Origin of the sequence: Stenotrophomonas sp. FR024, from assembly GCF_047500745.2 — a bacterium.
Lineage (GTDB): Bacteria > Pseudomonadota > Gammaproteobacteria > Xanthomonadales > Xanthomonadaceae > Stenotrophomonas > Stenotrophomonas maltophilia_A.
Window position 1 is genome coordinate 1 of record NZ_JAXAXM020000006.1, and the last position, 13,803, is coordinate 13,803.

The following is a 13,803-nucleotide window of genomic DNA, read 5'->3' on the forward strand; positions in this document are numbered from 1 at the left end:
CGGCTGTGCGTTCGGGCGCTTGCGAAGCAGTGCTTCGCAAGCAAAGCGCCCTCACCCATGTAAGCTCGGTCGCCGCATGCTCGTGTGCGCTGTCCTGCGCACACGGCAAGACCGGGGTTGGGCGTCCTGCCCAACCCGCCCGAGGCATGCCTCGGGCCCATGCGGCTCACGCCCCCGCAACCGGCCCCACCCCGCCTTCGACAGGTTCCTGCGATCTGCCGGAACGTGCTCTGGTAGATGCCGACCTTGGTCGGCGCTGGATTTCCGAGGGTGCCAACCAAGGTTGGCCGCTACTCGAGCCGGCCGCCGGGCGGTTCATCTGTGCCTCACCTGTGCGGCAATGGAAGGTTCATGCTGTACGGCCACGCAACGCACAGGACATCGCAACACCATGGCACGGACCCGGATCGGCATCATCTTCGGGGGCAAGTCCTCCGAGCACGAAGTTTCGCTGCAGTCGGCGAAGAACATCCTCGATGCGCTTGATCGCGAGCGCTTCGAGCCGGTGCTGGTCGGTATCGACAAGCAGGGCCAGTGGCATCTGAGCCAGCCGGATACCTTCCTGATCAATGCCGATGATCCGTCGCGCATCGCGCTGCATCGGTCCGGTACGTCGCTGGCGGTGCGCCCGGGTGTGGAACAGGCACAGCTGCAGCCCTCCGATGCGGCCAGCGCGCTGGGCCAGATCGATGTGGTGCTGCCGATCGTGCACGGGCCGCTGGGCGAGGACGGTGCGCTGCAGGGGCTGCTGCGCATGGCCAACCTGCCTTTCGTCGGTTCTCCGGTACTGGGCTCGGCGGTGGCGATGGACAAGGACGTGACCAAGCGCCTGTTGCGCGACGCTGGCCTGCAGGTGGCGCCGTGGCTGTGCATCCGACGTCACCAGGCCGCTGACGTCGATGTCGATGCGGTGATCGCGCAGCTCGGCCTGCCGCTGTTCGTGAAGCCGGCAAACCAGGGTTCGTCGGTGGGTGTGAGCAAGGTCAAGGATGCGGCGGGCTTCGCCGAGGCGCTGGCATTGGCGCTGCGCTACGACCACAAGGTGCTGGTGGAATCGGCGGTGGTCGGCCGTGAGATCGAGTGCGCGGTGCTGGGCAACGAACAGCCGCAGGCCAGCCTGTGCGGCGAGGTGGTGGTGCACGACGAGTTCTACGCCTACGACACGAAGTACATCAACGAGGATGGCGCCGAGGTGGTGGTGCCGGCGGATATCGATGCTGCAACCCAGGCGCGTATCCAGCAGATCGCGCTGCGGGCCTACCAGGCGCTGGAGTGTGCGGGCATGGCGCGCGTGGATGTGTTCCTCACCGCAGACGGCGAGATCGTCATCAACGAGGTCAACACGCTGCCGGGCTTCACCCGCATCAGCATGTACCCGAAGCTGTGGGGCGCCAGCGGTGTGGACTACACCACGCTGATCACGCGCCTGATCGAACTGGCGCTGGAGCGCCATGAAGCTGATCGCGGATTGCACAGCGCCGTGTAGGGGCGCTCTGTGTCTCTGTAGAGTCGAGCATGGCTCGACGCTACAAAAAGGGCGTGCCGGCCAGCGGCCGGCACTACCCTGCGGTCTTCTAGCCGCGCTTGCGGAACATCGAAATCACTGCCAGTACCAGGAACACAACGAACAGGATCCAGGCGATGTTGCTGGCGGCACCGGCGATGCCGGAGAAGCCGAGCACGGCAGCGATGATGGCGATGACGAAGAAAATAACGGCGTAATGCAGCATGGTGCTCCTCGCAGATGTCCGGGCCGTTGGATGGCGTGGGTCCATCCTCCCGATCTGGCGGTGTGCAACCAGTGATGGCGACCTATGCGGCAGATGAAGCCTTCAGTCTGCGCAGCCCTTCCTCGATGCTGACCTGCGGCACGTAGCCGAAGTCACGGCGCGCCGGCTCCATGCTGTACCAGTGCGGCGTGCACAGCTGCTCGGCCAGGAAGCGGGTCAGCGGCGGCTCGCCACGCAGGCGCAGCAGCGGCCACAGCCGCTCGCAGACCGCACCGATGCGATAAGCGGTCTTGAAGCTGATCGCCTTGTCCACCGTTGGTGCCCCCACCGCGGACAGCAGCTTGTTGACCAGCTCGCGCATGGGCAGCGGTTCGCCGTTGGAAATGAAGTAGGCCTTGCCCGCACAAGCGGCGCCCGGCGCCAATGCCTCGAAAGCGAGGAAGTGCGCGAGCGCGGCATTGTCGATGTAGGTGGTATCCACCTTGTTGTTGCCATCACCCACCAGACGCAGGCGCCCCTGCCGCGCACGCTCGGCCAGCCTCGGCACCAGCTGTTGGTCGCCCGGGCCCCAGATCAGGCGCGGGCGCAGCGCCACCGTCGCCAACGAGGCGTCATTGGCCGCCAGCACGCGCTGTTCGGCAATCGCCTTGGTCGCCGCATACGGTGCCTGGAAATCCTCGCCGTACGGCACCTCATCAGCCCCCAGGCCTTCCACCGGGTGGGTCGCGCGGTGGGTCACGCTGGGCGTGGAGGTGTAGACCAGCCGGCTGATGCCGTGCACGCGGCAGGCGGCGATCACGTTGTCGGTGCCGACCACGTTGGCCTGGTGGTAGCTGTCATAGCTGCCCCAGGCGCCGGCCTTGGCGCCGTTATGGAACACCGCATCGACGCCGGCCACTGCATGCAGCACGGCCTGCGCATCGGCCAGATCGCCACGGATCTGGCCCACGCCCATGGCCTGCAGTTCCGGGTAGTGGCTGCGGTTGAACGCCAGCACCTGGTGGCCACGTTCGACCAGCCCACGGCACAGCGCCTGGCCAAGGAAACCACCACCACCGGTGACCAGGATCTTCATGCGCGCTTCTCCAGTTCGGCGCTGGCCCAGACGGCGAGCTTCTCGCGGCCGATCTTGGCGTTGTGACGGATATCGACGGGGAACGCGGGATGCATCAGTACGTGCTGCAGGTTCGCCTCGGGCAATCGCAGGGTGGCCTGGGCGCGCAGCGCCTCGCGCAACGCCGGACTGTCGCTCTGGCCACGCTGCAGTTCCACGCACAGCACCGGCACCTGCGCACCCGCCGGGCCAACGCCAACCAGTGCCGTGCGCGCCACGCCGGGCACGGTGTTGAACACCGGCTCGACCTGTTCGGTGTACAGCGGCCCCTGTGCGGTTTCCACGCGATGGGTCTTGCGACCGCAGAACCACAGGCGGCCCTGCGCATCGAAGTAACCCACGTCACCCATGCGATGGACGATGCGGGCACTGCCATCGGCCAGCGTCTCGCGGATCTTCGCCGCCGCGGTGGCCTGCGGGCGGTTGAAGTAACTGTCGGTGGCGGTCGGTCCCGCCACGGTGATCTCGCCCACCTCGCCGGTGGCCAGCACGCGCGCCTGCGACCAGTCGGCCAACGGTGCGTCATCGATGGCGATGATGCGCACCTCGTTCGGCGCCACCACGCTGCCCACGCAGGTCCCGGCGCCGGCCTCGGTGGCCGCGCGGGTACGCTCCAGCTCGCGTCCCTCCACCACCGCCACCGGCAGGCACTCGGTGGCGCCGTACGGGGTCCAGAACTGCGCGTCGGCGGGCAGCAGGCTGCGGATGGTGGCGACCACATCCGGCGGCACGGGGGCGCCGGCCGAGGTCACCCGGGTCACCGTCGGCAACGGCCGGCCGTGACGGGCCAGCACCCGCATCAGCGCAGGCGAGCCAAACAGTTGGGTCACGCCGAAGCGCTGGATGGCGTCATGCAGGCGTGCCGGGTCGGCCTGTGCCGGCCGGGTCGGGTCCATGTCCGGGATCACCGAGGTCAGGCCCAGCGCCGGGTCGAACAAGGCAAACGGCGGGAAGGTCGGCAGGTCCACCCCGCCCGCTTCCATGCCGAAGGCGCTGCCCAGCAGCTGGATCTGGCCGACGAAGTGGCGGTGGCGGTAGACCACGCCCTTGGGCACGCCGGTGGAGCCGCTGGTGAACAGGATCGCGGCCATGTCCTCGCCATCGGTGGCGGCCAGCATCGGCCCCCCGTTGGCGCCGGCGCGCTCCAGCGCAGCCAGGGAGGTCCCGCCCCAGCCGAGGCGGCGGCCGACGGTAACCAGGCGGGTCGCCGAGGGCGCCCAGCGCAGCACCAACCGCGCCACGTGCGCCAGCGGAATGCCAATGAAGGCCTCCGGCTGCGCCTCGTCCAGGCACTGCTTCAGTGCGCGCTTGTCGATGCCCGGGTCGACCAGCACCGGCACCGCACCCAGTTTGAACAGGGCAAACATCAACAGGAAGAACTCCGGCGACGGCCGCACCATCACCACCGTGCGTACCCCGCGGCCGATCCCGTAGCCGGCCAGGCCAGCCGCCATGGCGTCGCTGCGGGCGTCCAGCTGGCGGTAATCCAGGGTCACGTCGTAGGCGGCCATGCCGTTGCCGGCGCCACGGCGGCCCGGGCAGCGGATGGCGATCTGGTCGGGTCGTTCACGCGCCAGTTCAGGCAAACGGGCGGCAATATTGCAGGGTCGGTTCATCCGTTCATTGTCGCCGCTTACGGAATTTCTTGCGCGGCGGCCAACTTCGTGGAAAATCCGCACCCTCGTTCCTGATTCCGACTGCCGCCCGAGGCGGCTTGCCCATGCAACATCCCTGCATGACCTGCGGCGCCTGCTGCACCCAATACCGCGTGGCCTTCCACTGGATGGAATCAGACGAGGTCACCCCCGGCGGCGTACCGCACCAGCTGACCGAGGTGCTGGACCCGCATCGCCTGTGCATGCGCGGCACCCACTCCAAGCCGGTACGCTGCGTGGCGCTGGATGCGCAGATCGGCGTGTATTCACGCTGCACCATCCACCCCAACCGGCCCAGCGTGTGCCGTGAGGTGGATGCATCGTGGGAGTACGGCAAGGCCAGCCCGCAGTGCGACAAGGCGCGCATTGCCTATGGCCTGGATCCGTTGACCCTGGCCGACTGGCGCTGGCGCGATGAAGCGGGCAACGACGACGACCACCCGGACGACAACGGCAACAGCCCGTCACCGCAGGCGCCGATCGCGGCGTAGTGGTAGTGCCGGCCGCTGGCCGGCAAGCGCGCTATGCGCGCCGGGTTCATGAGGTTGCCGGCCAGCGGCCGGCACTACCGGGATCCGCCCCGGGAACCGATCAGATCGGGTTCTTGTCCAGGAACGCGCGGATTTCCGGCACCAGCATTTCGTGCTTGTCTTCCAGCACGTAATGCCCGGCATCCTCGAAGGCATGCACCTGGGCCTGCGGTAGCGCGGCCTGGAAGCCCTTCAGGAAATGGTGGTCGAACACGAAGTCGCGCAGGCCCCAACCGAGGAAGGCCGGGCGGTCGGCGAACGACGGCAGCGCCTTGCCGGCCCGCTCCAGCAGCGACCAGGCCTTGTCGGCCGGCGACAGCGGGATGTCCTGCATGAAACGGATGGTGCTGATGCGGTTGGCGTAGCTGTTGTATGGCGACACGTAGGCGCGGCGCACATCGGCCGGCATCTTGCGCTCCACGCCCAGCCACGAGGCGCCGGACGAGAACGCGTTGAAGGTGCGGATGATCCACTCGCCGATCTTCCAGTGCCGGCCCAGCGCGATCTGCCACGGCATCTTCTTCGCTGCCGGCATCGGGAACGCGGCGGTGTTGAGCACCACCAGGCGCTTCACCTGGTCGTGGTGCGACAGCGCCCAGCCGAAGCCGATCATGCCGCCCCAGTCGTGCACGGCCAGGGTCACCGGACCGGTGATGCCCAGGTGCTTCAGCAGCGCATCAAGGTCGTCCACGCGCGACTGCAGCGTGTACTCGTAGCGGCTGTCATCGGGCTTGTCCGACAGGCCCATGCCGATGTGATCCGGCACGATGCAGCGGTACGTGTCCGACAGGCCGGCCACCAGCGTGCGCCAGTAATAGCTCCACGACGGGTTGCCGTGCACCATCACCACCACTTCGCCATCGCGCGGGCCTTCGTCGAGATAGTTCATCGACAGGCCGGGGCGGACCTCGAAGCGCTGCGGGTGGGCGGGGTAACCGGGAAGCTGGGACATCGAATCGCACCTGTAGAAAGGGCCGGTAGAACCGGCCCCTGGACACTTGGAAAAATCATCGCTGCCCATCGTGCAGCAGGTCAGCGGTGACTTTTTTTACCAGACCACTTCAGCCATCGAGCAGTTCAGGCCCGAGCCGATGCCGAGCAGCGCGATGCGATCGCCCTTCTTCAGCTTGCCCAGCTGCTTGAGCTTGCTCAGCACGATCGGCACCGAGGCCGGACCGATGTTGCCGTGCTCGCCGAAGATGGTCATGACCTTCTTCGGGTCGATGCCGAAGTTCTTGATGAACGCAGCGGTGTGCGGCTGGCTGACCTGGTGGATGACGAACTGGTCCAGCTCTTCCACGGCCCAGCCCAAGGCGATCTTGGCGGCGGTGAAGGTCTTCTGCGCCAGCTTGATGCCTTCGATCAGCAGCAGTCGGGTATCGGTGACCATGCGGTCCAGGTTGCCCAGGCACAGCTGGTTCCACTCGGTGGCCGAGCGGGTCACGCCACCCTTGTAGCGCGGCGCATCCGGCACAAGTTCCGAGCGCGCCATCACCATCGCGGCGGCGCCCGAACCCGTGGTCAGGGCGGCCAGCTCGTTGCGGAAGTCGTCGGCGGTGACGTCCGGAGCGGTCATCCGCTCCAGGGTCTTCTCGTACACCAGGTTGGCGGTCTCGCCATCCACCACCAGCGCGTAGTCGATGTCGCCGCGCTCGATCATGCGCGCCGCGATATCCATGCCGTTGATGAAGGCCAGGCAGGCATTGGCGACGTCGAAGGTCATGCACTCGTCGCTGACGCCGAGGTTGCCCGACACGATGGAGGCCGTGGACGGCTCCAGGTAGTCGCGGCTGACCGAGGTGTTGACCAGCAGGCCGACCTGCGTTGCATCGATGCCCGCGTCTTCCAGCGCCTTGCGGCCGGCCATGGTGGCGGCATCGGACGCAAGCACGCCGTTGTCCCACAGGCGGCGGGCATGGATGCCGGCGATATCGCCGAGCACGTCGGTGCGGATACCGAGGCGATCCAACGTCGGCTGCAGCCGCTCGTTGATTTCCTTGGTCGTCAGCGTGTGCGGCGCATCAACGTGTGCCAGGCCGGCGATCGAGACATTCTTGAAGAGCATCGAGGTTAGCGCCAAGGCTCAGGCAAAAGGGGGCGCTATTCTATAACCCCCGGGGCCTTCACCGCATCTTTACGAATTCAGGCTTGGCCGTATGGTGAAGCGTTCAGCGCGGCGGGCATTGGAAAGCGGCGAAGCGCTGGCTGCCATCGGCCGGAGCGGCGGCGGCCTGCACGGCATTGGCGCCTGCGCTCGGGGCCTCGTTGCGGGCCAGGGTTTCCAGCTCTTCCTGCACACGCAGCGGGTTGCGGTTGTAGAAGCCGACCTTGCTCTTCACGGTGACCACCACCTCGCCCTTGGCGATGCAGCCAGCGGGAACCGGGCCTGCCGGCAGCACGCGGGTCGCCTTGCCGGCCGGTTCGATCGGCACCCAGGTACAGGCGGTGACGGTGAGCAGCAGGGAGGAAAGCAGCAGAACGCGCATGGGCAGATCCTGGAAGGGTATGGGGGGATTCTGCCTGAACAGCCTGAATCGGGGGTAGCCGGTGGGTGGGGTCAGATCCCCCGCAGGGGAGCCTGACCCCGCCTTCGGGTCACGGAGTTGCCGGCCAGCGGCCGGCACTACCACGGCAAGGTTGCCGGCCAGCGGCCGGCACTACCAGAGCAAGGTTGCCGGCCAGCGGCCGGCACTACCTGGGGAGGCCTGCCCGCGGGGGCGGGCAGGCGCATCCCTCATTTCTTGACCGGGTTGCCTTCGGCGTCGATCACCGTCACCTCGCCCAGGTTCAGCGCACGCACGGCCGCTTCGGTCTGCTTGAGATCACCCACCACCACCCAGGTCAGCGCCTGCGGCTTGATCTCGGCGGCGGCCTGCTGCACCTGTGCCGGGGTCATCGCCTCGATCTCGGCCTTGCGGCGCAGCACGTAGTCATCCGGGCGCTTGAACTGCACGATCGAACCGATGGTCGACGCCACCGCGCTGGCGGTCTCATAGGCACCGGGCAGGCTCAGGGTCTGGATGTTGCGGATGCGGTTGACCTCGGCGGCGGTGGCCGGCTTGCTGCCGTCGGCGAACGCGGCGATTTCCTTGCGCATTTCCGCCATCGCCGGGCCGGTCTTGTCGATCTGCACCGGCGCGCTGGCCATCCACGGGCGCTGGCCCACCGAATTGATCGCGCTGCTGCGCGCACCGTACGACCAGTGCTTGTCCTCACGCAGGTTCATGTTCAGGCGCGAGGTGAAGTCGCCGCCGATCACGCCGTTGGCAATATCGAAGCGGGTCGAGCTGGTGGCGCTGGACGGCGCCACCACCTGCCCTGCGAACAGGTTGGCCTGCACCGCACCCGGCTGGTCGATCAGGAACACGCGCGGGCCCTTCGGCAATGCCACGTCGGTGGCGGCCTTCACCTGCGGGGCGTCGCCGGCCGCCTTCCAATCGCCCAACTGCTTGTCCAGCAGCGGCACGATCTCGCCCAGGGTGGTGTCACCGACCACGATCAGGGTGCCGTTCTGCGGACGCAGCCAATCGTGGTGGAAGTCGACCAGGTCTTCGCGGGTCAGGCCATTGATCGCCGCTTCGTCACCGCTGCCGGTAAACGGAATGGCATACGGGTGGCCCTTGCCGTACAGCAGCGGCGGCAGCACGCGCATCGCCACCGCACCCGGGTTGACCTTCTCCTGCTGGATGCCGGCAATCCAGCTCGCCTTGACCCGGTCGATCTCACCCTGCTCGAAGCGCGGTTCGCGCAGCAGGTCCCGATACAGCGCCAGCGACGGTGCCAGGTTTTCCTTCAGCGCCGACAGGTCCACGCTCATGGAGTCCAGGCCGGCCGAGGCATCCAGGCTGGCGCCCAGTGCGTCAGCAGCATCGGCGAAGGCCAGCGAGCCGAGCTTGCCGGCGCCTTCGGTCATCAGGCTCATGGTGAAGTTGGCGGTGCCCGGCTTGCGGCCCTGGTCGGCGCTGAAGCCACCCGGGAACTGGTAGCTGAACTGCACCACCGGAATCTCGTGGCGCTCGGCCAGGATCACCTGGGTGCCGTTCTTCAGCGTGGCGCGCTGCAGCGCCGGGAACTTCAGCTGCGGGAACTCGCGGGTCTGCGGTACGCCGGCCTTGCGGTCGACCTGCTCGGGCAGCGTGCTGTACTTGGGATCCACCGCCGGCACGCTGAACGGCTTCGGCGCCTGGCTCGGGTCTTCCTTCAGCGCCACGCGCTCACCCGGTGCAATCACCAGGGTGTGGCTGCCCTTGTCCAGCCACTGCGCGCCCAGACGGCTCAGATCAGCAGCACTGGCCTTCTCGATGTTGGCCAGCGAGGTGCGGAAGCAGCCCGGGTCGCCGGTGAACACCGCGCACTCGGCCAGTGCGTCGGCCTTGCCGCCGAAGCCGCCGATGCGTTCGATGCCGCGGATGAAACCGGCGCGGGCACCGGTCTTGGCGCGTTCCAGCTCGGCCGCGGTCGGGCCCTGCTTGATCAGCCGGTCCAGTTCCTCGTCGATGATCTTCTCGACCTTGGCAGGGTCCTGGCCCTGCTTGACCGTCGCCATGATCACGAAGTTCGAACCCAGCTGCGACGTCGACAGGCCTGCCGCGATGCTGTCCACCAGCTTGTCCTGGTGCTGCAGGCGCTGGCTCAGCCGCGAGGACTTGGCACCGCCCAGTACCTGCGCGAACAGCTGCAGCTGATCGACCTCGGTGGTACCGACCTGCGGCACGTTCCAGGCGCGGTAGATACGCGCCTGCGGCACCTTGTCGGTCATCGTCTCGCGCGTGTCGGCGCTGCGCTTGGCCACGTTCACCGCCGGCTGCGCCATGGTCGGGCCGGCCGGGATGCTGCCGAAGTACTTGCCAACCTTTTCCTTGGCGGTGGCCAGGTCGATGTCGCCAGCCAGCACCAGCACGGCGTTGTTCGGGCCGTACCAGGTGCGGAACCAGGTCTTCACGTCATCCAGCGACGCCGCGTTCAGATCGTTCATCGAACCGATCACGCCGTGGTGGTACGGGTGGCCAACTGGATACAGCGCCTTGTTGAGCTGGTCCCAGGCCTGGCCGTAGGGCTGGTTCTCGCCCTGGCGCTTCTCGTTCTGCACCACGCCACGCTGCTCGTCCAGCGCCGCCTGGTCGATCGCACCGACCAGATGGCCCATGCGGTCCGATTCCATCCACAGCGCCATGTCCAGCGCAGTGGTGGGCACGTTCTCGAAGTAGTTGGTGCGGTCGGTATTGGTGGTGCCGTTCTGGTTGGTGGCGCCGACCTGCTTGAACGGCTCGAAGAACTCGCCGTCGTGGTTTTCGCTGCCCTGGAACATCAGGTGTTCGAACAGGTGCGCGAAGCCGGTGCGGCCGGCCGGTTCGTCCTTGCTGCCGACGTGATACCAGACGTTGACCGCGACGATCGGCGCCTTGCGATCGGTGTGCACGATCACGCGCAGGCCGTTGGGCAGGGTGAACTGCTCATACGGGATATCGACCTTGGCCGGTGCGGCCGGCTTTGCCGCCAACGCATGGGAAGGCACAAGCGTGCCCAGGGCGGTGCTGAGGGCGACGGCCAGCAGCGCAGTGCGCGGGCGAAGGGCGAGAGACATATCCGGATCCTTGGTCACATAGGTGAACCCCGATCCTAGCGTGCGCGCGCAACGGCAGGAATCGGTCGCCAGTCACTGGGGGTGTTTGCCCCTGTGCGCCATCCGCAGCGCCGATCTGCCCTGTCCGAGCCGTCACAAGCACCCGCCAGCAACGTCCGGACAGTGTCCGCAGCACATCGAATGGACAGGTGTCCGCCCGCCGGACACTTTTCGATGACCATAAAACCCTTGCAAATCAATGATTAAAAGTTGGCACGGGGATTGCTTGGTACTTCCTGCACCAGGAAGGGCTTCAGACAAAAGCTGACTGAAGACTGAACAAACGCAGGAAATCGAAAATTTTCCTTGCAAGCCCAGAATTGGTGTACTACCTTACTACCACACCACTGATCACCAACACTAAACAGGCCCCGTCATGAACGCCAAGACCATTGCCATCGCCATCGCCATCGCCCTGATCGCCGGCACCGCGGTTGTTTCGTCGGTGCAGGCCTCCGAATCCATCAAGACCCTGTCCACCGTGCAGGTTCGCCCGGCCGCCGACCAGCTGGCCCAGCAGGCCTGGGAACAGGCCAGCGGCATCCCGACCCTGGCCACCGTGGAAGTGCGCCCAAGTGCCGACCAGCTGGCCGAGCGCAGCGGCTACGTCGCCGCCCCGGTCGCCGCCGCGATGCCGATCACCACCCTGGCCTCGGTGGAAGTGCGCCCGAGCCTGGAACAGCGCGTCGCCCTGGCCGCCGAACTGGAAGCCCAGCGCTACGCCGCGACCCTGGCTGCCGCCGCCACCAGCGTCGCCAACCAGGTGATCGTCAACCTGCCGGCCCTGCAGGTGCGTCCGAGCGCCGCCGACCTGCAGGCCCTGGCCACCGAAACCGCCCAGGTCCTGCTGCGCCCGTAAGCGGTGCCGCCCTGCCTCGCGCAGGGCGTGCGCCGTAAAGGCGGCGGTCGTCGCAGGTACACTGCGCCGATGAATGCCGCGCCCCAGTTCCACGTGATCCTGTTCCAACCGGAAATCCCGCCCAACACGGGCAATGTGATCCGGCTCTGCGCCAACACCGGCGCGCAGCTGCACCTGGTCGAGCCACTCGGCTTCGCACTGGAAGACAAGCAGCTCAAGCGCGCCGGCCTGGACTACCACGAGTATTCGCGCCTGCAGGTCCACCCCGACCTGGACACCGCGCTGGCGCGGATCGCACCGAAGCGGTTGTTCGCCCTGAGTACGCGTGCCAGCGTCCGCTATGACAGCGTGGCCTTCGAAGACGGTGATGCGTTCCTGTTCGGCCCGGAAAGCCGCGGCCTGCCGCAGGACGTGCTCGATGCCTTGCCCGATGGCCGCCGCCTGCGCCTGCCGATGCGGCCGGACAACCGCAGCCTCAATCTTTCCAACACCGTTGCGGTGGTGATGTACGAAGCATGGCGGCAGCACGGGTTTGCTGGCGGCGCGTAAACCGCCTCAGGTGGGTGTGGACCGCTCCTGGTGGGTGCGGACCCTGGTCCGCACTGATGCCCGGTCGCGCGCTGAAGGAATGTGCCAACCAAGGTTGGCACCTACCAAAGGCAGGTCCAGGCCGCCGCCGAGAACCTCTGATGGCTGTGGATCGCTTCTGGTGGGTGCGGACCTTGGTCCGCACCGATGCCCGGTCGCGCGCTGAAGGAATGTGCCAACCAGGGTTGGCACCTACCAAAGCACATCCCAGGTTGTAGTGGCAGGTGCCATGTGCAGTAGATCCACGCCATGCGTGGATGGTGTTCCCCGCACCGCTCAGAACGCGCTGATGCCGGTCAGTTCGCGGCCGATCACCAGCTGGTGCACGGTCTCGGTGCCTTCATAGGTGATCACCGATTCCAGGTTCAGCGCATGCCGGATCGCTACATGCTCGGTGGTGATGCCGGCGCCGCCCAGCAGATCGCGACACTCACGGGCGATGTCGATGGCCATGCGGCAGTTGTTCCACTTGGCCAGGCTGACCTGCTGCGGCTGCAGCTGGCCAGCTTCCTTCAGGCGGCCCAGCTGCAGCGCCAGCAGCTGCGCGGTGGTGATGCGGCGGGCCATTTCGGCCAGCTTGATCTGCGCGCTCTGCGTGGCCGCCAGCGGGCGACCGAACAGCACGCGTTCCTTGGCATAGCCCAGCGCCTCATCCAGGCAGGCAATGGCCGCTCCGATCGGGCCCCAGCTGATGCCGTAGCGGGCCTGGGTCAGGCAACCCAGCGGTCCCTTGAGGCCCTTCACGTTCGGCAGGCGGTGGCTGTCGGGCACGCGCACGTCGTCGAAGAACAGCGCGCCGGTCAGCGATGCGCGCAGGCTCATCTTGTGCTTGATCTCCTGCGTGGTGAAGCCGGCCATGCCCTTTTCCAGCACGAAGCCCTGGATGCCGTCCTCGGTCTGCGCCCAGACGATGGCCAGATCGGCCACCGGGCCGCTGGTGATCCACATCTTGCTGCCGCTGATGCGCCAGTCGCTGCCATCGCGCACCGCGCGGGTCTTCATGCTGGCCGGATCGGAACCGCCGTGTGCCTCGGTCAGGCCGAAGCAGCCGATCAGCTCACCGCGCGCCATCGCCGGCAGCCACTGCTGGCGCTGCTCCTCGCTGCCGTAGGCATAGATCGGGTACATGCACAGCGAGCTCTGCACCGAGACGAAGCTGCGCAGGCCCGAATCGCCGCGCTCCAGCTCCTGGCAGATCAGGCCGTAGCTGACCGCGCCGAGGCCACCACCGCCGTACTCGGTCGGCAGGGTCGCACCGAGCAGGCCCAGTGACGCGATCTCCGGCACCAGTTCATCGGGGAAGCGGGCCTGGTCGAAGGCATCGCCGATGATCGGCAGCACGCGCTCGTTGGTGAAACGGGCGACGCTCTCCTGCACCGCGCGCTCTTCCTCGTTGAGCAGGGAACGGACATCGAACAGATCGTACGGATGCAAAGCCATGGCACTCACGCGCAGTCAGGACCCGGCCATTGTCGGTCATCCGCAAGCATCGCGTCTGGCAGGTGTGGACCTTGGTCCACACGGAAGCGGGTCCGGGCGGTGAAACAATGTGCCAACCAAGGTTGGCACCTACCCGGCCACGTGCATTACGCTGCACCGCAGCAATCATGACGTGAACATCGTCGATCTAGCTCGATCACGCGCGGCCCGGTACCCTGACACATTCAAACAACCGTTTCGCTCGTGGCTGCACGCGCGATTCCC

12 protein-coding genes are annotated in these 13,803 nt (G+C 67.0%); 4 read left to right on the forward strand and 8 right to left on the reverse strand.

All coding sequences use genetic code 11. The annotated features are described in order from the left end of the window. Nucleotides 1-391 precede the first annotated feature (391 nt). Nucleotides 392-1,486, forward strand: a complete 1,095-nt coding sequence (gene ddlA / locus ACMZ91_RS08460; RefSeq protein ID WP_414578591.1) for a D-alanine--D-alanine ligase — start codon at nt 392-394, stop codon at nt 1,484-1,486. Between the two features lie 88 nt (nt 1,487-1,574). Here ddlA and ACMZ91_RS08465 read toward each other — a convergent pair whose 3' ends face one another. The 3 genes from ACMZ91_RS08465 to oleC form a co-directional block, all read right to left on the reverse strand. Continuing rightward, on the reverse strand, nt 1,575-1,730 hold the full coding sequence (locus tag ACMZ91_RS08465) for a DUF1328 domain-containing protein (RefSeq protein ID WP_004153593.1): 156 nt from the start codon (nt 1,728-1,730) through the stop codon (nt 1,575-1,577). Nucleotides 1,731-1,812: 82 nt separating this feature from the next. Next, nucleotides 1,813-2,805, reverse strand: coding sequence for a 2-alkyl-3-oxoalkanoate reductase (oleD, locus tag ACMZ91_RS08470; RefSeq protein ID WP_414578589.1), 993 nt, complete (start codon nt 2,803-2,805; stop codon nt 1,813-1,815). Then, nucleotides 2,802-4,460, reverse strand: a complete 1,659-nt coding sequence (gene oleC, locus ACMZ91_RS08475; protein WP_164162952.1) for an olefin beta-lactone synthetase — start codon at nt 4,458-4,460, stop codon at nt 2,802-2,804. The genes oleD and oleC overlap by 4 nt, the downstream gene beginning before the upstream one ends. A gap of 104 nt (nt 4,461-4,564) precedes the next feature. Between oleC and ACMZ91_RS08480 the strand changes: the two genes are divergently transcribed. After that, nucleotides 4,565-4,990, forward strand: a complete 426-nt coding sequence (locus ACMZ91_RS08480; RefSeq protein ID WP_004135417.1) for a YkgJ family cysteine cluster protein — start codon at nt 4,565-4,567, stop codon at nt 4,988-4,990. Nucleotides 4,991-5,090: 100 nt separating this feature from the next. Here ACMZ91_RS08480 and ACMZ91_RS08485 read toward each other — a convergent pair whose 3' ends face one another. From ACMZ91_RS08485 to ACMZ91_RS08500, 4 genes are all read right to left on the reverse strand, one after another. Further along, nucleotides 5,091-5,981 (reverse strand): alpha/beta fold hydrolase, encoded by an 891-nt coding sequence (locus ACMZ91_RS08485; RefSeq protein ID WP_134951101.1) that lies wholly within the window; start codon nt 5,979-5,981, stop codon nt 5,091-5,093. A gap of 96 nt (nt 5,982-6,077) precedes the next feature. Beyond that, a complete protein-coding gene (locus ACMZ91_RS08490) occupies nt 6,078-7,094 on the reverse strand; it encodes a 3-oxoacyl-ACP synthase III (RefSeq protein WP_014035559.1) in 1,017 nt (338 codons plus the stop codon). 103 nt (nt 7,095-7,197) lie between these two features. Next, nucleotides 7,198-7,515, reverse strand: coding sequence for a DUF4156 domain-containing protein (locus tag ACMZ91_RS08495; protein WP_005407628.1), 318 nt, complete (start codon nt 7,513-7,515; stop codon nt 7,198-7,200). Nucleotides 7,516-7,763: 248 nt separating this feature from the next. Further along, complete coding sequence (locus tag ACMZ91_RS08500; RefSeq protein WP_414578635.1) at nt 7,764-10,613, reverse strand: M16 family metallopeptidase; 2,850 nt, start codon at nt 10,611-10,613, stop codon at nt 7,764-7,766. A gap of 415 nt (nt 10,614-11,028) precedes the next feature. On the opposite strand from ACMZ91_RS08500, the gene ACMZ91_RS08505 reads away from it, so the two are divergent. Then, nucleotides 11,029-11,511 carry an XAC0231 family protein gene (locus ACMZ91_RS08505; protein WP_024956300.1) on the forward strand — a complete coding sequence of 161 codons (483 nt, stop codon included), beginning with the start codon at nt 11,029-11,031 and terminating at the stop codon, nt 11,509-11,511. 69 nt (nt 11,512-11,580) lie between these two features. Then, nucleotides 11,581-12,060: a tRNA (cytidine(34)-2'-O)-methyltransferase gene (locus ACMZ91_RS08510; RefSeq protein WP_005407625.1), complete on the forward strand. Its 480-nt coding sequence runs from the start codon at nt 11,581-11,583 to the stop codon at nt 12,058-12,060. Nucleotides 12,061-12,375: 315 nt separating this feature from the next. Here the strand turns inward: ACMZ91_RS08510 and ACMZ91_RS08515 are convergent, their stop codons facing one another. Further along, a complete protein-coding gene (locus tag ACMZ91_RS08515; RefSeq protein WP_032130142.1) occupies nt 12,376-13,539 on the reverse strand; it encodes an acyl-CoA dehydrogenase family protein in 1,164 nt (387 codons plus the stop codon). Nucleotides 13,540-13,803 lie beyond the last annotated feature (264 nt).